The sequence below is a fragment of the Pseudoalteromonas sp. NZS11_1 genome (assembly GCF_015864275.1).
Taxonomy (GTDB): Bacteria; Pseudomonadota; Gammaproteobacteria; order Enterobacterales; family Alteromonadaceae; genus Pseudoalteromonas; species Pseudoalteromonas arctica.
The window spans coordinates 55266-73827 of sequence record NZ_JADYXK010000017.1 but is presented as its reverse complement, the minus strand read 5'-3'; the positions used below and the strand labels follow the sequence as shown (position 1 = coordinate 73827).

Sequence of the window (18562 nt, the reverse complement as noted above, 5' to 3'; positions counted from 1 at the left end):
AGCGTAATTGCGCTAAAATAGACCAGCAAAAAAATATATATCTAAACCGGAGATTCTACAAGGCATGAAAAAACTGCTAATTTCACCGTCAAAAATGACGCTAGGCGAACAAGAAAATCAAATCTATCAGAACATTCTGAAGCAATCTTCAGAGTTAAGCCTTAACCTTATGGCCGTGAAAGTAGAAAACCACCCTGATGATTTTTTACCTTGGTGTTACGAATTGCTAAGTGCAAGCAGAGATCGTATGAACTACGATTTACTAGAGCCACAGCAGTTACCAGTACTTAAGAAGCTACACGATCAGCTTATTTCAGCTATCAGCTTTTTACAGGTTAAAACTTTACGTATTGCTCCGTGGCCTGTTGTAAGTGTATTTGTAGAACAACACAAAGATGTTATTGCACTTGATGAACAGCTTCGTTTGGTAGACTACATCAAAAGCATTCGTGAACAGTCTCTTAAAGATATGATTCCTGAAGACTTACTTGCGTTTAGCGGTAAGCACATGGCATCACTTGATCCAAGCACATACAACTTTGACGTTGAATGGTTTGCATCTACAAAGAGTGCAAAGAGCTTCCATCAAATGCTTGGTGATTTACCAGGTGCTTTTGACGATGCACTAGTGAATATTCCACTTGAAGGTGATATTACTCAATACGAATATCAACAATTTGTTGCTGCTTATTCAAAAATATTCACCGACAACAACGAAAAACCAACACTTGCGCCTGCAACACGACTGCTTGCAATGCGTCGCCCTGATTTATTTACTCCGATTACAAATAATCGATTAGATGCATTATGTGGTGCCCTTGGTGTTTCTAAACTTAAAAATAGTGATTTTGAGCGTTACTGGCAAGATATCGTAAAAGGTATTCAAGCTATGTCATGGTACAAAATGGCTAAACCTAGTAATGAGTTAGAAGAACAATTGGTTGCTATTAAAGCATTAATTCCATGTTTCTTTCACTACGCTGATGCTAAAACACCAGATAACTCTAACTACATTAAACTGCTAACCAAGCCTAAACGTACTACAACTACAACAGGTAAAACTCAGCGTAGAGGTAAAGAGTCTGCAGAAATTCTAGTAGACCGTGCACTTGCTGCTGACGATATTCCTGAGCATATTCGCAGTAAACGTGATTCAATTGTGAGTGAAGTACAAAAAGGTCGCAGCGTAAACGAAACAATTAGCCTTATGCGCACTATATTCGGTTAAAATCTTCTAATTTAGCCGTACTTTTATGGTGCGGCTAGGTTAATTTATGCACCAGCAATGTGCGCAACATCTTCCTTCATGTTATATCCCCATCCTATTCATAAAATTCAAGCTCATGTTTTTAATAAATAAAAAATAATTTTTAATAAAAAATAATGAAGCTGGCACATACAGTGCAATTATCCCGTTAGTTAAACAATAAAAAGCCGTCAGCCTAAAGGTTCCGATTACATAATAAAAACCTTGACGAGCAAAAATCATATAACGGGAAATGGACATGCTAAAACTAAAAAAAACCATCGCTATCAGTGCTATAGCATTAATGGGCGCAACATCTTTAACGTCAACAGCCGTACATGCTGAAGTAACTGCTAATGCAGCGGCAACATCAAACTACTTATGGCGTGGTCAAGAGCAAACTGGGGGCGATGCAGCTATTTCAGGCGGTATTGATTACGCCAATGAATCGGGCTTTTATGCAGGTACTTGGGCTTCAAATGCATCGTGGGCCGATGAAATGACCTATGAGCTTGACTTATATGCAGGCTTTGGTGGCGATATTAACGAAAGTGTTAGCTACGATGTTGGTTATATTTATTACGCTTACCCAGACGCAGCTTCTGAAGCAGACGCAGATTTCTCTGAAATTTACGGTAGCATTAGTGTTGAAGGCTTTACCTTTGGTGCTTCAGTACTTGCAACATCAGCTGCAAGTGGTGATGGTACAGACTTTGGTGATTCACTTTACCTCACAGCTGACTACGGTTTTGCTGTTGGCAGTAACGGCACTGAAATGGCACTTCACTTAGGCCATTACTCTGGTGATTTTATTGGCGATGACAATATTCTAGATTACGGTGTATCAATTTCGAAAGACGGTTTTACTTTTGGTTTGTCTGATACAGATATGGATGATTCAGATATTAAAGCTTACGTTGCTTATTCTGTAGACTTTAATTTATAAGAAAGAATGTGTTACTTGCTGCAACACGAAGGGCCTTTTGGCCCTTTTCTCGTTTTATAGCTGTTTTGCTTTAAAGGGTACCTTATTACATTGTACTTCGACTGTTTTAGGGTACCAAGCTGGGCCGATTTGATTCACAACCACCTCAGCTAAACCATTAGTAAACGATTTATACGTATGAACGCTTTGCCACTCCCCTTGTGGGCAATGTGTTGTTAAATCTAACGGCTCTGATCCCTCGTACAACGCAAGTGCAAAATTATGATGCCACTGTGAGCTTTTTAGCGTTTTATTGCTTACTTTGCTCTGTATACCGTTATCAAAGTAAATATTTGTACACCCCGTTAAAATAATCAATGTGCAGCCGGCTGCAAATAGTTTGATGTTCATAATGTCTCCCCTAGTATTTGCTCTTGGCACCACACTTTAATGGTATGGGGCGAGTATATTCCAAGCGTAATTAAACTCAGCGCTCCATCACTAAACGTTTGTTGTGACTGCATTTGAATAACCGGTGTATTTGAACATATTTGTTTTACGTCTACCCGCTGCTCACCCACTAATCCCCATAAATAAAATGGGCGGCTATCTTCGAAATTAGCTTGGCTCGTTATTTTTGCTGTTGCCTGTGGCTGAATGGTTACCGCAGAACAAGCACTGAGGCTTAATGCTATCGCCCCTATAATTAATGGTTTCATACTCTTCCTTATAAACTAAATACCAGTAAGGTAACTTTATAAGAGAACATAAAATATTAGCGTAAAAAGCTGTGGGGAATATGTAGAAACGCTATGAAGTTTTATACAGTTTATTACACATAAAGGCCGCATAAATGCGGCCCTTAAAGTAGTCAACTTAAGTGGTTAGTAAATAAATAGACGTTAGAATTTAGCTAAATTATTTTTACTGTCTTTGTCGACCAGCTTAATGTAAGGATCTACCCCCGCAAATAATGGTTTTTCTTTTACTTTTAGCTCAATAGTATTGGTACCAGACACTATTTGATGCTTTTGCGAGTAAATAACAAAGTCTTCAGCTAGTAAGTTTTCAGGGTCGTCGCTAAATAATGCAATATAAATTAGCTCATCGAGCGGCTGTTCAGTTTCTTCACCTTCGCCATCCGCACGCTGTTTAATGGCTTCAATGTTTAGCGTAACGCTATAAAAGCCATCACTATCAACGCTATCTGTAACTGAAACATCTTTCATCTCAAGCTCATACAAGGTGATATATTTAAACTGATCGTCAATAAAGCTTTGTTCAGCTTGCGTTGCGTCTTGTTTTAAATAGCTAAGTAAATCAAGCGTAGTTGGGTATGGTGTTGATTGGTACTGAAATTCATTTAAAAATGATTTGAGTGCATCATTTAAACGTTTTTCACCTAAACGATCATAAATCGCCATCATTACCACAGATCCTTTATTGTAATGAAGATATTGTTGAGACTGCGTTTTGTATAGTGGCATTTCTTCAAAGGCTTCCCCTGTACGCCCTATTAAGTACCTATCAAGCTCATATTTTAAAAACTTACGTAGCTTCTCTGCGCCAAAGCGTTTTTCGAGCACCATAAGCGCACTGTATTGTGAAAGCGTTTCTGACATAACTGCGCTCCCCTCAACATTTGCTCCCGACACTTGATGCCCCCACCACTGGTGCGCTACTTCATGTGCGGTAACATAGTAAGGGTAGTCAACTTTACTCTCATCTCTTAAGTCTGTAATAAACCCCATGCTTTCTGAGTAAGGGACTGTATTGGCAAAACTTTGTGCAAACGAGCGATACTTAGGAAATTCAATTATACGTAGCTGTTTATGCTGATACGGCCCAAATGCTTGTGTAAAGTAATCTATCGAGTCTTGTACTGACTCAATCATACGGTCAATATTCCATGCATGATCTTTGTGGTAATACACCTCAATATTTACCCCATTATGCTCAACCTTTTTACTTTCAAGCTCTGCCGAAAGCACCGCATAAAAGTTTAAAATAGGCGCATCCATTTCATAAACAAAAGTGCGGCGCCCGTCTTTTACACTTTCACTTTGTAAATACCCTGGGGTAATAGCAAATTGCGACTCGTCGGTTGTTACCGTTGCCTTAAAGTTAATAAACCCATTAGCTGCACCAAAATCACTTTGTGTATAGTACTGACTGTCTTCTAGCTTATGGGCACGTTCAAGTTCTGGTAAATCATGCTTACGGCGTTCAAATTTATCAGCTACCTGTAAACCACGGCTATAACCAAAGCTAGGGAGGAGTTCCAAGTTATTAATAAAAGTACCATTGGCAACTAATTGTGTATCAGAACCTTGATCAGTAAAGCCTTTGTGATCGCGAGTAACCGACAGTTGCCCTTCTCTTATTTCGTTTGGCATAAGCGGTTGATCAAACTCAAACCATGCTGAATAAAGCGCTGGTAATTTTTCAACTATCTTACCGCCTGCCATGGCTACATCCCAACTTTTAGCGTGTTGAGGTGAGCTTATTAACACTCGCGTAATTGGCTCGTTAGAGGTATTAGTAAATTTAATTTTTGCCACAGCACTTAAAGCACGCTTTTTTGGATAAATATCAACAGTTAAGTCAACATCGGTCACCATAGGTAGTGCTAAGTCTTTGTATTGTGCAAACTGCTGCTCATAACTTATTTGCTTGTCTTGAAACTCATCGCTCGTAGTAAACTCGTTCAAAACTCTTGTGTTGTTATAAATATTGTAGCCTGCACCAACAAACACTAATGCACTAATAACCGCAACCGCTTGCCCTTTTAACGACATATTATAACGAAGCATAGACAGGCGTGTGCGCAGCGTTTGTGAAGGACCACGATGCCATAACGCAAACCCAACAATCGCTAAAACAAGACTTAACGCACCCCAATACAATGTGTACCAATGCGCGCCTTGTAAAAAGTGCCCATAACCATTTATATCAGAATACGGTACGCTACTGCTTTGCGAAAAGTGATACATATGGTGCTCAAACCCATAAGAACCCATCACTTTTTGCGCTATGTAATACAAAATAAACAAGCCCATTCCTACATATTTATTCGGGCTAATAATTTGTAAAAAGAAGGCGAGTACCGTCAGCATAATTAACGGTAAAATCGATAAATAAACAATCCTAAATAAATACTGTCCTAGCTCTAAATTAAATTGACCTTTAAATAACTGAACTGTAATTGTGAGTATCATTCCCACGAGGAACAACCCAGAAATAGCGGCGATTAAAGCCAGTATTTTTGACACCCAAAAAACACTGTTATGTACAGGAAAGCTGTCAACAATATCGCCCATGCCACTTTGTCGCTCTCGCCACACAAGCTCAGCACTATAAAAAGCGATAATAACAAACAAAAATAAACCGGAAATACCACTAATAACATTTACCATATTCTGAGTTAAAGGCCAGTTAGTAGTGCCATAAGCACCAATAGGCGCAAACAGAGGGATCATAAGCGTTACAATGCTTACACCCGCTAAAATCATAAAAGGAGCACTAAATATAACTTGTTTAAGTTCGAATATACTGCGCATTATTAGCTGAGATTTAGTACTAACCCCCGCTGATTTATAATTTTTAGCACTATTGATAAGTGCAGCTTGTTTATTTTGTACAAAAGCAGAGACTTTAAATTGCTTCTTCTGTTTTTTAGTTACTATGCGATTGCTTAGCTTTCCAAGGCCAAAAAACATTGCAACACTGATTGCCACCCACAATATACGGTTAACTAAAAGGTCACCTGTGAGCGTTAGCACTTCTGTGTTTTTATCATTTACAGTCCAATAACGTGTTAAATCAATTAACGAACCAGAGCCAAATGGGTCGGCGTAAACAACAATATTTCTAAATGCTAAATCATCAAAGTAAACGCCGGCAATTTGATAGGCTATAAAAATCACAACAGCTGCTACATACACCGACATCATGGTTTTAAAATAGACCGCTACACTATTAAAAATAGCCGAAAGCACCAGTAAACTTGGCACTGCTAAATAAAGATAAGGCGCAGCGTAGTACATTAGCTTATTAGGACCAATCAATTCGCCATCGAGCCAGCCAACTAATAAACCAAATTGCGACCCTAAAAACACACCCAATGGCACGCTTAAAAACACAATAAGTACAACTAAGTAAGAACCAAAAAAACGCCCTGCTTGATAAGGCACAGGATTAACAGGCTTACTAAAAACCAGCTCATCCATTTTGCTTTCACTGTTGCGAATAGCAGAGCTGGCAACAAAGTTAACCACTAAAAACATAGCGAGTGTACAAAATGTAACGGTTAAAAGCATAATAGAGAAAGGCGAGTTCATATGAACATTCGCCCCACCTAACGGGAACTTACTACTAGAGCTTATAAAAAACGCCATAAAAAAGAAGATTAATGAGGTCACATAAAACGAAGGCTGACGCGCGAAATAACGCAGCTCAAACGCGAGCATATTAAAAAACATAACGCCTCCTTATGCTACTTGGCTGTTACGATGATTAAGCAGAGTAGAAAAATACACATCTTCTAAATTTGCATTACTTGCTTCAAACCCTTGTGGGGCTTGCTCTGCTATTACATGTAAAATTGTTTTCCCTGCAAATAGGCGCTTAGAAATAACCGGTAATTGTGGCTCAAGTTCTTGCGCTTCTTCTTGGCTCATGGCTTTGCGCCAAATTTGTCCTTGGAGCTTATCGGTAAGCGCTATTGGGTTACCTTCTAGTAAAATCTTACCGCCAGCCAACACCGCCATATTTGGGCAAAGCTCTGCAACATCTTCAACGATATGGGTCGATAATATAACTACTTTTTGCTCGCCTAAGCTTACTAATAAGTTATGGAAACGATTACGTTCCTCTGGGTCTAGCCCCGCTGTTGGCTCATCAACTATTAGTAAATCAGGGTCGCCCAGTAATGCCTGTGCAATACCAAAACGCTGGCGCATACCGCCCGAAAAGCCACTTACCGCTTTTGAGCGATGTTGATATAAATTAGTGTGTGCAAGTAATCCTTCAACCGACTCTTTACGCTCGGCTTTATTATGAATCCCCTTTAAAACAGCCATATGATCTAGCAAATCGTAGGCACTAACACGCGGGTACACACCAAAATCTTGTGGTAAGTAACCTAAACGCTGACGCAAAGCTTGTGGGTCTTTAAATACATCAATGCCATCAAAAGTAATTGAACCTGAATCAGCCGACTGCAGCGTTGCAATGGTACGCATAAGCGATGATTTACCTGCGCCATTTGGCCCAAGTAATCCAAACATCCCTTTACCGATAGATAAATCAACACCTTGTAGTGCATGTACGCCGTTATCGTAGGTTTTAGATAACCCTGTTATTAATAGCATTTTTACTTCCTTGAGTATAAGTAATTATTTTTATGATGCTTTATATCACAAGCAAAACAGGAACATAAGTTACTTATTGGTTAAATTTGTAACAACAAATAAACACAATTTAAACTCATAACACTTGCCTGCACTGTATTCACTCGGTATAAAAACCACATATACTTTTTATAAGAAGCGAAAAGCCATGCAAGATCACCAAAGCCAGCCGTTAAATGACTTTATAGAATATCCACACGACGAAATGCTAAATCGTGCTAACGAGTTTTTACAAACCAGCCAACGCCGCCATAGCATTCGCAGCTTTAGCGATCGCCCAGTACCAAAAAATATTATTGAAGCATGTATAAAAGCAGCTGGCACAGCACCTAGTGGAGCGAATCATCAGCCTTGGCATTTTGTGGCTATAAACAGTAGCGATGTAAAAAAACAAATAAGAGAAGCCGCCGAAAAGCTAGAGCGTTCTTTTTACGAAGGCAGAGCAGGTGAAGAATGGTTAGATGCGCTAAAGCCGTTAGGTACCGACGCCAATAAACCTTATTTAGAGCATGCACCTTGGCTTATAGCTGTATTTAGTCAAAAAAAGGGCGGTGTAAGCACCGATGATAAAAATACAAATTATTATGTGCATGAGTCTGTTGGTTTAGCTACCGGCTTTTTAATTCAAGCTTTGCACCGCAGTGGTTTGGCAACCCTTACTCATACTCCAAAGCCAATGAGCTTTTTAACCGACATATGTGGTCGCGATAGAGATAATGAACGCCCATACATGCTACTTATTGCAGGCTACCCAAGTGATGATGCAACAATACCGGCTCATGCACTGGATAAAAAATCACTCGATGAAATAGCTACGTTTATTTAGTATCTTCTTGTCGGCAAAACCACTCATATAGCAAAGCAATGATCGACTCAACTTTTGGATCGGTCAATGAGTAATAAATTGTGTGCCCTTCTCTGCGAGTAGCAACCATATCTGCCTTGCGTAAACTTGCTAAATGCTGAGATAACGCTGACTGTGCTAAAGGTACATTTTTATTTAGCTCACCTACACTTTGCTCACCTTGTAATAAACTACATAAAATCATTAAGCGATTTTTGTTAGCCATTAATTTTAAAAACTGTTCGGCTTGCTCTGCGTTGACAGCTAATTGTTCAATATTCATTTTATTATTTCTCTTTTTGATACCTTTTTAAGTATAGACTTTTACATTAGTAAGTTCTAATATAATTAACATTAGGTTTTACTAATATTAAGATGGCCATGAAACTAGCGATGCCATTTTATTAATCGGCGGAAGTGCTGTAGCAGTATCCGCACTATTAAGTTACTTTATATAAAGTAACTTTCAGTTTTTAACGTTATTTATAAGTATTAACTCAATTCAACCTACTTATACCAAGTAGCACCTATTAATGTCTTTTTTAAGAAAAAGAGGATTTACAAACTAATGCTTACATCAATCCCTGACTTACTAAAAATTATCACACCTAACCAACGCCGTATTGACGCAGCGCAAGCAAAACTCGAGCTTGAACAAAATAAAGGTTTACTTATTGATGTGCGAGAACCTGCAGAGCACGCGACAAAATCGGCTGCCGGCGCTATAAATATTCCGCGTGGATTACTCGAGATGAAACTAATGGAAATAGAAAAAGACGCAGCTCGCCCTATTTACGTGCACTGCGCAAGTGGTGCACGCGCAACGTTGGGAGCAGAAGCATTAACGCGTGTGGGTTATGAAAACGTGACTGTTATTACCTGTGACGCAAACCAAATATGTAGCGTATTTTAAGTATCTACTAAGTACTTATAATTATGCGCCTAACAAAGGTAGGTGTTTAACGCTGTGATAAGTCAGTGCTAATTTAATACACTCTTTAACTGGGTGTTCTGGTAATGGCTTTTCACTATTTAACACTATTGCTCTATTTCCTTCAAAGATAAGATTATGAGAGTACAACTCTCTAAATGTGCTTACTAGCTTTGATTGGCAATGAAAAAACAAATAACACGATGAGCCCTTTAAGCCTACGCGAATGGGGCTGCCATTTATTGTGTTATAACTTGGCTCTCCCCACTTTAAAGACTCTTCAACAGCTCCTAAGTTTTGCTCTTGTGCTACGGTATAAATTAACTCTCGTAATTGTATAAGCGTACTTTTAGCTGCCTCAGGATGATTATTAAATATATTTTTTATATCCGTATTCATAAAAACATCCTTATAAGTATTACAAGTTTAAAACAGGTTACTTTTGCTGCCTTTCATCAACTAAAACAAGTAGCATCTGCTCAATATTTTTAACACTATAAGTAAGTGCTCTCAGTAGCTCTTTCTCACTTTGCTCTGTTGCCTACTGCGACGTTTTACCTTGATTAGCCAATACATCTTTTTGCTCAAGTATCGCCTCTCTAAACTCACTCGCATTAACCACACCAAGCAAAGACACTAAAGCACCATTTCCTGACTGCCCTGCCGTTTCAAAGCTTAAACGATATAATCCAAAAATTCGCATGAGCGGCCCTTGGCTTAACCCTACATCTGTTATTTTTTCAAGCGGAATAGATTTTTCTTCTTTAAATAATATGCCACGTTTAACTACCAATTTTTGTGGTAATAAGTCAGCCGACATAGCTGCGAGTATTCGCCCGCCCACCAGCCATACAATCGCTAAAACAATGGGTAACAACGGAATAGTCACCAGCGCTAGTACACTAAAAAAAGCGGCCATTAGCATCCAGTATTGCTGAACCTTCGGGTCGAAAGATGCACTTTTTAAAATATGTTTTGTCATTGTTTTAATCCTTTATCTATATAACTACAAATACACTCTGCAAACTTTAATAATCTCTACTCAATCTTACAAACTAATAACGACTTTTATAGCAAGGGCAATAAACACAACCCCCAGTATTTTATCAAGCCACAGGTTTTGCTTAGTAAAACCAAAGCGATTTTTTGAAACCTCAGTAAGTACTGCAACTAGTAAATACCAACCTGTATCAATTACAAACACGGTTAAGCACATAATAATGCCAATGCTTAAAGTGAGATTTTGTGGGTCAATAAACTGTGAGAACAAGGCTAAAAAGAAAATAGCGAGCTTGGGGTTCAAAAAGGCAATGGCAAAGCCATCTTGTAATGCTTTAACTGCACTTATCTCACTTTTTTGTACTTGCAGTTCGTCATTATTGGGTTTTGCTAATAGTATTTTTAAACCTAAATAGGCTAGATACCCAGCGCCCAAATATACAAGCACTTGGTATACCGTTGGAAATTGAGCCATCAATGTCCCCAAACCAAGTAACGAAGCTGCCGCATAAAGCCCAACACCCACGCCATGGCTAAGTGCAGCAAGCATACCGTTTTTCATTCCGCCACTCATTGTATGCTTTAGTACAACTGCAAGGCTTGGGCCTGGCGACATTGCACCCATCATGCATACAAGTACTAAACTAAACCATGCTGCTAATGTCATTTTTGTCCTTATAGTTCATCGTTTTCTATTAATAATATACAGGCCGTTATTTGGCCTTGAAAAGCAGTCGCGGTATTTATACTTATTACTTTCCAACCTTCTTGATTTAAGTGGTATATGCGCTCATTCAAAGCATCTACATCAATGCCGTTACTAAAAAAACCACGCTTTTTAAATTCTACTATTTTTTGCATTGTTTGTTATCCATTTTATAAGCGGTAGTCAAAGTCGTAATAGTGAATGCCCTGCTCAATGCGTATTTTCATACTGCCAGTTAATCCTTTTAGCTCATTTGTGCCTGAATCAGGAATAACAGTTAAAATTAGGCTGTCGTGACCCTTATCCATAGTGCCAAAATGTTGTAATACAAAGCTACCTTGCTTTCCTTCAAGCGTACCAATAACTTGTTCAATAGCAACATAACCTGCGCTGCCTTGGGTTGGTGTCATTGCGCTAAGCATCTCGCCTTGGCTTGTAGCATTAAGCGCACCAGTAAATGTTTTATCAATCGACATACGCCCCAAGTTAATACCTTGCTGCCCTTTGGCGTAACCTTCAATTGGCGCTAAAGCCACTGTAAATTCACCACTTATTATTTTTGTTGTCATAACAATTCCTTATTGATGATATTTAATACTATTGATTTTTAATCCGATGATGCCATATCTATACCTTAACCTTTAAAAAGAATCCACTATGTCAAAAAACACCTCTGCATCCGAAAAAGCAGCTTTTAGCAGCTTATTACCTGTTTTTGCTTTTATAAAACCTTACAAATGGATGGTAGTAGCTGCGCTAGCCGCGCTATTGGTCACTGCGGGTGTTAACTTATCACTAGGTCAGGGGGTTAAGTTTGTTATTGATCATGGGTTTATTGCAGGCTCCAAAGATCAATTACAACAAGCTGTACTGGTACTCATTGGCTTAATCAGCTTATTAGCGATCGGTACCTTTAGCCGTTTTTATTTAATGTCGTGGATTGGCGAACGGGTAAGTAACGATATTAGAAAAGCAGTGTTTAATCGCATTGTAACGCTACACCCTAGCTACTTTGAAGAAAACCGCAGTGGCGAACTTATGTCGCGTTTAACCACCGACACCACATTACTGCAATCAATTATCGGCTCATCATTTTCTATGGCACTGCGCAGTGTACTTATGTTGATTGGTGGCTTAGCTATGCTGTTGTTTACTAATTTAAAACTTACTTTAGTGGTTGTAGCCTGTGTACCGCTGGTACTTGTTCCTATGATGATATTTGGTCGCAAGGTACGTAAACTAGCAAGCTCTAGCCAAGATGCCATTGCCGACATAAGTACCTATGCCGGAGAAATCATACAAAATATTAAAGTAGTGCAAAGCTATAGCCACGAAGCACAAGAGCAGCACGCTTTTGCACTTGAAACCGAAAAAGCCTTTAATGTGGCTAAAAGCCGCATTAAACAACGCTCGTTTTTAATTGCAGCGGTAATATTTTTAACTTTTAGCGCTATTAGCGCAATGCTATGGGTAGGTGGCAGCGACGTATTAGCAGGTACCATGACTGGAGGTGAGCTAGGAGCCTTTGTGTTTTACGCTATTATGGTGGCAATGTCGGTGGCAACCGTTGCTGAAGTATATGGCGAACTACAACGCGCAGCAGGCGCAGCTGCAAGATTACTTGAGTTACTTGCTGTTAAAAGTGAGATAGAAAACCCACTAAATCCACAAGATAGTAACTTACTAAAAAATAGTAACAGCCCTGCTATTACGCTTGAGAATATAAGCTTTAACTATCCCTCTCGCCCAGACGTAAGCGCGCTTAATAAAATAAGCCTAAATATAAATCAAGGCCAAACCGTGGCAATTGTTGGCCCTTCTGGCGCAGGTAAAACAACGTTATTTGAATTGCTACAACGTTTTTACGATCCGGCTAGCGGAGCTATTAAGTTTAAAGATGTAAACATTAAAGATTTATCGCTTAATACTCTGCGTAATAAAATGGGCATGGTAGCGCAAAACCCTATTTTATTTAGCTCCGACGTAATGCATAACATCCGCTACGGCAACCCAAGTGCAACCGATGAGCAAGTATATGCCGCAGCAAAGTATGCGCATGCCGATGAATTTATCAAACAGTTACCGCAAGGTTATAACAGCTTTTTAGGTGAGCAGGGTGTGAGGTTATCGGGTGGGCAAAAGCAGCGTATTGTGCTTGCACGTGCCATATTAAAAGACCCTGAAATACTTCTTCTGGATGAAGCCACCAGCGCGCTGGATGCGCAAAGCGAACACCATGTACAAGCTGCACTTGAGCATTTAATGCAAAACAGAACAACGTTAATTATTGCCCATAGGCTGGCAACGGTAAAACATGCAGATGTAATTGTAGTAATGGAAAATGGGGAAATCATAGCAACGGGTACTCACCAAGAGTTGTTAGCAAGTAACCCGTTGTATCAAAAACTGTGTGAATTACAGTTCAATAAAGACTAATTATTCTTCGGTATTTGGCACTATCTGAATTTCTACGCGACGGTTTTGAGCACGGCCATTTGCACTATCATTAGTTGCAATTGGGCGTGTTTCGCCATAGCCCATAGTGCTAACACGTGTAGCCATAATTTGTTGGTTCACTAAGTAATCTTTCACACTTTGTGCGCGTTCACGCGATAGGTTCATGTTGAAGCTATCTTTACCCGTACTGTCAGTATGCCCTTGCACACTAAGGTAGGTTTTTTCGTACTTGTTCATTACTTTAGCAATCGCATCTAACGTATCGTTAAAGCCTGATGAAATATAAGACTGAGCAGTCGCAAACGTAATGTTTGATGGCATTACTAAACGTAAGTTATCGCCTTCACGCACTACTTCAACACCTGAACCCGCTAACTCATCACGAAATGCTTCTTCTTGCTTATCCATGTAGTCGCCAACAGCAGCGCCCGCCAGTGCACCAATAGCTGCACCAATAAAAATACGTTTATCTTTATGATTACCCGTAGCCTTACCTAATACACCTCCGGCTGCGGCGCCTATAGCGGCTCCTTTACCTGTGTTATTCATTTCACAACCAGAAAGTAATACAGCTACTACGGTTACGCTTAAAAGTGATTTAGTTAAAGTCATGGTGATACCCTATTCATTAAGAATTTAGCAAGAGTATGCAAATACATGTATGAACAAACTATGAAGAGAGTGTTAAAAGCAACGCATCTTGCTTGATTGTTAAACAGACCTCAAACTAATGTGCCATTTTAATAAAAATGTCATACTACGCTGTGACAATTTAATGAATTTTACAAAGGATATTGGCGCAATGTTAATTGCTATTTTTAGACAGTTTTTTTTACTAGGGTGTATGAGCTTTGGCGGCCCTGCTGCGCATTTAGGTTATTTTAAACGCCACTTTGTAGACTCGTTAAATTGGTTAACTAACACGCGTTACGCACAACTTATTAGTTTAAGCCAAGCACTGCCTGGGCCGGGCTCTAGCCAAGTTAGTTTTGCTATTGGTGTTGAGCGTGCTGGAGTACTGGGTGGTATAGCTGCTTTTGTAGGTTTTACTCTGCCTTCGTTTTTAATAATGGTGCTACTTGCGGTGAGTGCTCATCAGTTTGACGCTGTTTACTTTGCTATTATTGCGGGCTTAAAGTTATTTGCCGTTGTTATAGTTGCTGATGCAACACTTAGTATGGCTAAAAGCTTTTGTACAAGTGCTGCTCTTAAGTTACTTGCTGTAATGAGTACACTTGCTTTGGTGTTATTTCCAATGATGGGTACTCAAATCGCTATTTTAATAACCGCTGCAACAATAGGTGCTATATGGCCTTTATTAAAACTTGGTACAGCCACAGAAAATGTTAGCAGTACAAAAAGTAATATTAATTGGATTGCACTGGGATTATTTGCGCTCTTACTTGGTGTGAGCTTTATTCCACTAGGGCATGAGTTTGCTTTGTTTGCCCCTTTTTACCAAGCAGGTGCAATGGTGTTTGGCGGCGGACACGTAGTACTACCGGTACTTCAAGCAGGCGTACCTGCATTGAGTGATGATCAGTTTTTAAGTGCTTACGCGAGTGCACAAGCGGTGCCAGGACCTATGTTTACTATTGCTACTTACTTAGGCGCACAACTTACTACAGAGCAACCTTTAGTGGGTGCTCTTATAGCTACACTACTTATATTTATGCCTGGTTTTTTACTTATACTCGCGTTTCAAAAGAGCTGGATTAACTTGGCAAGTAAGCCACGCTTTGCAAGCTCAATAGCGGCGCTTAATGCTGCGGTAGTCGGTTTTTTAGCGGCTGCACTATATTCGCCAATCTGGACATCAGCTGTGCATAGTCTTTGGCAAGTTGCGTTAGTAATAATTGTATTTGCATGGCTGCAATTTAAAAAGCCACCTATTTGGTGGCTCTTAGCTTTGTTTATTACTGTGGGTCTTTTACAACACTATTTGCCATCACTCTAAATGTTGGCTTATCTGTTTGTTGCTCGTTAGGAGGGCTTAACTGCCCACTTACACTTTGATACGCTCTAAGCCCAAACACGGGTAATACCGCAAGTAAATGGTCCATTATTTCGGCTTGTAAATGCTCGTACGAAATCCAGCGTTTGTCTTCACTAAAGCAATAAAACTCAATAGGTAAACCATGGTTTAGTGGTTGTAGCTCTCGTACCATTAACGTAAGCGACGTATTAATTTTACTGTGCTGTTTTAAATAGCCTTCAGCATAGCGACGAAATAACCCTAAATTAGAAACCTGAGCAGGTAATGTCGTCACTCGAATATAGTCGTGCAGCGGAATAGCCGCATCAATTTGCTTTCTAAACTCATCACCCACTAAACAAATACTGTGCATATCTATGTTAAGTGAGCGTTTAATACGCCTACCGCCCGACTCTTGCATCCCGCGCCAGTTTTTAAACGAACCCGCAACTAGCATATAAGTTGGAATAGTTGTTATGGTGTTATCCCAGTTACGTACCTTTACAGTATTTAAACCCAAATCAATTACTTCGCCATCGGCGCCGTAATTTTCTACTTGAATCCAATCACCATAGGTTACTAGGCGATTTGCTGCTATTTGAATACTGGCTACAAAGCCTAAAATAGTGTCTTTAAATACTAACAACGTAACAGCAGCAATAGCACCAAAGCCAGAGAGAATATAAGTAGGTGACTTCTCAAGAAAAATGCTCACAATTAAAATTGCACACACAATAAAGGTTATTAGCTTAACAACCTGAATTAAGCCCTGAATAGGGACCTCGCGGGCAAACTCTAACTGGTTATAAATAGTACCCGCAATGCTCACAATACTGCTAAAAATAAAACCAGCATAAATAATAAGCAAAGCTTGTCCTATCGTTTTTAGTATTTCTCCTGCAATTTCATTAACTGGGTATACGCTATCAAACGTAGCTAAAAACAATACGCAGCACAGCATTCCGGCAATACGCTTATTTAGCTTATTAAGCATAGGAGAAAGCGCACCAATTCGCTCAGGAGAAAGCCTCGTCACTATTTTTTGAATGCCAGGTAACATTAATCTACGAGTAAATAAGTAAACAATTAATAAAGAGAATATTCCTATTGAGACTGCGGTAATTGAGCTAAGAAAATCCGCGTCGGGTACTTTTTCAAACCAAGGAGCAATTAATTCCTGAAGATGGGTGTTGGTCATAGTGTTTCAATTTCCTTACTGATTTGTTGTTCAGGTAAATCTTGTTGAGCATAAATGTCGGCAAGCTGCTGATCTTTAGCAACCCATAGCTCATTCACATAATGTTGAAAATTAACTTTAAATACGTCATCGCTTTGATAGCTGCCCTGCATATTGTCATTAATGGGCGTTACGTCTATTGAAACATAAATAGAATCTAGCTCACCTTTTAGCAAGTTACGACAAACGTGATCTGTCTTACCGCTATATACTAAACTTGTATTAAGCATGGCATCAAATTGATCGGCTAATACTTCAAGCGCAAAAGCAATGCCGCCCGCTTTGGGCTTTAATAAATATTTAAAAGGACTTTGTTGCAGATTATGTTTGGCTGGCGTATAGCGTGTACCTTCAACAAAATTAATGATGGTAGTAGGATGATGACGAAAATTACGACAGCTACGCTTCGTGCGCTCTACATCCAACCCTTTCAACTTTGGATTTTTAGCAAGCTGCGCTTTGCTTACCCGTTTCATAAACGGCATACCCATGGCCCACGCACCAGTGCCAATAAAAGGCATGTATTTTAACCCGTCTTTTAAAAAGAACTTAGGGGCAGGCAATGCATGTAATGAGCTAAGTACAGTTATATCTAACCAACTCGCGTGGTTACAAATAAGTAAATACCAACTTTTTGAGTTTAAGTCGCCACTTATATCAACCACAATGTTAGGGCAACCTAACCAAAGCCCTAAACGGTTGCCGTTACACCAACCTCGGTAAGCGCTGTGTAATATAGAGTTAACCACAGGCAAAGGCAGTAATAACTTAATAAGGCCCAGTACAAATACTAGCGAGCCAAAAAGCATTACATTAGAAAACAATACGCAGCCTACAATTAAGCCGTTAAGCCAATTTGGTAACCACTTTTTTAGCATAACTGTAAGCTCATATTTTTACCTTTTACTTATGGTTTTTTTCGAGCGATTGTAGTGTTTGCTCTTTGTTTTCCCATAAGCGGTTTAACTCGCTTTGAAAGCGAACTCTAAATTCAGAATCACCTGTGTAGTCACCAATAAGCTCTTCGCTTACCGGCCTTACTTCCACGTGTACGTTGATATTTTTTACCTTACCACCAGCAAAATCCATAAAAGTAGGAATACCATCTGGGTAATGAATGGTGACGTTAACCACTTTAGTAATTTGCTCGCCCATTGCTTGCATTACAAAAGCAATACCGCCCGCTTTTGGTTTTAATAAATGTGGGAACGGGCTATTTTGGCGCTCATGCTTTTGCGTAGTAAAACGAGTGCCTTCTACAAAGTTAACCACACTTACTGGCATCTCTTTAAATTTTTCGCAGGCTTTACGTGTGGTTTCTAAGTCTTTGCCACGCAGCTTTGGATTCTTTTTTAATTGGCTTTTACTCGTGCGAGTCATAAACGGAAAATCAAGCGCCCACCAACATAAACCTAAAATAGGCACGTAAATAAGCTCTTTTTTCAAAAAGAAGTTTAAAAATGGAATTTTACGATTAAACACGCGCTGTAATACTAAAATATCGACCCAGCTTTGGTGATTTGCAATTACTAGGTACCAATCTTTTAGTTTAAGGTCTTCAAGGCCAGTTACATTAAGTTTAGTTGGCGTAAATAACGCTTGATTTAAGCTATTAAAGGTAACCCAAATAGTTGCAAATTGCTTAGCTGCCCAGCTCATAAGCTTTTGTAGAGGCTTAATAGGGATAAGCTTTATAAGCCCACAAACAAAAATAGGCACAAACCAAAAAAGTGTGTTTATTGTGTAAAAAACAATACTAAATACACTGCGAATAACTGACATTACTTCCATTCCTTTAAACATTGCGCAGCCACTAATACTGCGCTTTCAG

Annotated in this window: 19 protein-coding genes and 1 pseudogene; 6 read left to right on the top strand and 14 right to left on the bottom strand. The window is 39.4% G+C overall.

Annotated features, from left to right (window positions below; translation table 11 throughout):
- The first annotated feature begins 64 nt into the window (after positions 1-64).
- Both I6F44_RS12970 and I6F44_RS12965 read left to right on the top strand, forming a co-directional pair.
- Positions 65-1228: a hypothetical protein gene (locus I6F44_RS12970; protein WP_024591362.1), complete on the top strand. Its 1164-nt coding sequence runs from the start codon at positions 65-67 to the stop codon at positions 1226-1228.
- Between the two features lie 277 nt (positions 1229-1505).
- The gene (locus I6F44_RS12965; protein ID WP_024591363.1) at positions 1506-2192 is read left to right on the top strand and encodes a TorF family putative porin; all 687 of its coding nucleotides are present in this window, start codon (positions 1506-1508) and stop codon (positions 2190-2192) included.
- A 54-nt stretch (positions 2193-2246) separates the two neighbouring features.
- Here the strand turns inward: I6F44_RS12965 and I6F44_RS12960 are convergent, their stop codons facing one another.
- From I6F44_RS12960 to I6F44_RS12945, 4 genes are all read right to left on the bottom strand, one after another.
- The gene (locus I6F44_RS12960) at positions 2247-2582 is read right to left on the bottom strand and encodes a Bor/Iss family lipoprotein (protein ID WP_197173914.1); all 336 of its coding nucleotides are present in this window, start codon (positions 2580-2582) and stop codon (positions 2247-2249) included.
- Positions 2579-2890, bottom strand: coding sequence for a Bor family protein (locus I6F44_RS12955; protein ID WP_101163388.1), 312 nt, complete (start codon positions 2888-2890; stop codon positions 2579-2581). Before I6F44_RS12955 ends, I6F44_RS12960 begins: the two co-directional genes overlap by 4 nt.
- Positions 2891-3073: 183 nt before the next feature.
- Positions 3074-6652 carry an ABC transporter permease/M1 family aminopeptidase gene (locus I6F44_RS12950; RefSeq protein WP_197173913.1) on the bottom strand — a complete coding sequence of 1193 codons (3579 nt, stop codon included), beginning with the start codon at positions 6650-6652 and terminating at the stop codon, positions 3074-3076.
- Positions 6653-6661: 9 nt separating this feature from the next.
- On the bottom strand, positions 6662-7543 hold the full coding sequence (locus I6F44_RS12945) for an ABC transporter ATP-binding protein (RefSeq protein ID WP_197173912.1): 882 nt from the start codon (positions 7541-7543) through the stop codon (positions 6662-6664).
- 187 nt (positions 7544-7730) lie between these two features.
- Between I6F44_RS12945 and I6F44_RS12940 the strand changes: the two genes are divergently transcribed.
- Complete coding sequence (locus I6F44_RS12940; protein ID WP_024608087.1) at positions 7731-8408, top strand: nitroreductase family protein; 678 nt, start codon at positions 7731-7733, stop codon at positions 8406-8408.
- Here the strand turns inward: I6F44_RS12940 and I6F44_RS12935 are convergent.
- A complete protein-coding gene (locus I6F44_RS12935; protein ID WP_121955058.1) occupies positions 8401-8709 on the bottom strand; it encodes an ArsR/SmtB family transcription factor in 309 nt (102 codons plus the stop codon). The genes I6F44_RS12940 and I6F44_RS12935 overlap by 8 nt on opposite strands.
- A gap of 285 nt (positions 8710-8994) precedes the next feature.
- Between I6F44_RS12935 and I6F44_RS12930 the strand changes: the two genes are divergently transcribed.
- Positions 8995-9339 (top strand): rhodanese-like domain-containing protein, encoded by a 345-nt coding sequence (locus tag I6F44_RS12930; RefSeq protein WP_024591370.1) that lies wholly within the window; start codon positions 8995-8997, stop codon positions 9337-9339.
- A gap of 21 nt (positions 9340-9360) precedes the next feature.
- Here the strand turns inward: I6F44_RS12930 and I6F44_RS12925 are convergent, their stop codons facing one another.
- The 5 genes and pseudogenes from I6F44_RS12925 to I6F44_RS12905 all read right to left on the bottom strand — a co-directional run bounded on the left by I6F44_RS12925 (position 9361) and on the right by I6F44_RS12905 (position 11631).
- The gene (locus I6F44_RS12925; RefSeq protein ID WP_197173911.1) at positions 9361-9756 is read right to left on the bottom strand and encodes a DUF1801 domain-containing protein; all 396 of its coding nucleotides are present in this window, start codon (positions 9754-9756) and stop codon (positions 9361-9363) included.
- Positions 9757-9793: 37 nt separating this feature from the next.
- Positions 9794-10339, bottom strand: a pseudogene (locus tag I6F44_RS12920) (PH domain-containing protein).
- Positions 10340-10405: 66 nt separating this feature from the next.
- Positions 10406-11023 (bottom strand): LysE family translocator, encoded by a 618-nt coding sequence (locus I6F44_RS12915; RefSeq protein WP_165726604.1) that lies wholly within the window; start codon positions 11021-11023, stop codon positions 10406-10408.
- 8 nt (positions 11024-11031) lie between these two features.
- The gene (locus I6F44_RS12910) at positions 11032-11217 is read right to left on the bottom strand and encodes a hypothetical protein (protein ID WP_165726603.1); all 186 of its coding nucleotides are present in this window, start codon (positions 11215-11217) and stop codon (positions 11032-11034) included.
- Between the two features lie 15 nt (positions 11218-11232).
- Positions 11233-11631, bottom strand: coding sequence for a DUF3224 domain-containing protein (locus tag I6F44_RS12905; protein ID WP_197173910.1), 399 nt, complete (start codon positions 11629-11631; stop codon positions 11233-11235).
- 88 nt (positions 11632-11719) lie between these two features.
- On the opposite strand from I6F44_RS12905, the gene I6F44_RS12900 reads away from it, so the two are divergent.
- On the top strand, positions 11720-13498 hold the full coding sequence (locus I6F44_RS12900; protein WP_101216083.1) for an ABC transporter transmembrane domain-containing protein: 1779 nt from the start codon (positions 11720-11722) through the stop codon (positions 13496-13498).
- Here I6F44_RS12900 and I6F44_RS12895 read toward each other — a convergent pair whose 3' ends face one another.
- A complete protein-coding gene (locus tag I6F44_RS12895; protein WP_165722786.1) occupies positions 13499-14131 on the bottom strand; it encodes an OmpA family protein in 633 nt (210 codons plus the stop codon). It lies immediately after the preceding gene.
- Positions 14132-14321: 190 nt separating this feature from the next.
- Here I6F44_RS12895 and chrA point away from each other — a divergent pair, with 190 nt between their 5' ends.
- Positions 14322-15476 (top strand): chromate efflux transporter, encoded by a 1155-nt coding sequence (chrA, locus tag I6F44_RS12890; protein ID WP_121955063.1) that lies wholly within the window; start codon positions 14322-14324, stop codon positions 15474-15476.
- Here chrA and I6F44_RS12885 read toward each other — a convergent pair.
- The 3 genes from I6F44_RS12885 to I6F44_RS12875 are packed head-to-tail and all read right to left on the bottom strand — an operon-like array spanning position 15436 to position 18513.
- Complete coding sequence (locus tag I6F44_RS12885) at positions 15436-16692, bottom strand: mechanosensitive ion channel family protein (protein WP_121955064.1); 1257 nt, start codon at positions 16690-16692, stop codon at positions 15436-15438. The two genes, chrA and I6F44_RS12885, sit on opposite strands and share 41 nt — an antisense overlap.
- Positions 16689-17609, bottom strand: coding sequence for an acetyltransferase (locus I6F44_RS12880; RefSeq protein ID WP_197173909.1), 921 nt, complete (start codon positions 17607-17609; stop codon positions 16689-16691). Before I6F44_RS12880 ends, I6F44_RS12885 begins: the two co-directional genes overlap by 4 nt.
- Before the next feature lie 25 nt (positions 17610-17634).
- On the bottom strand, positions 17635-18513 hold the full coding sequence (locus I6F44_RS12875; RefSeq protein WP_007584592.1) for an acyltransferase: 879 nt from the start codon (positions 18511-18513) through the stop codon (positions 17635-17637).
- Between the last annotated feature and the right edge of the window lie 49 nt (positions 18514-18562).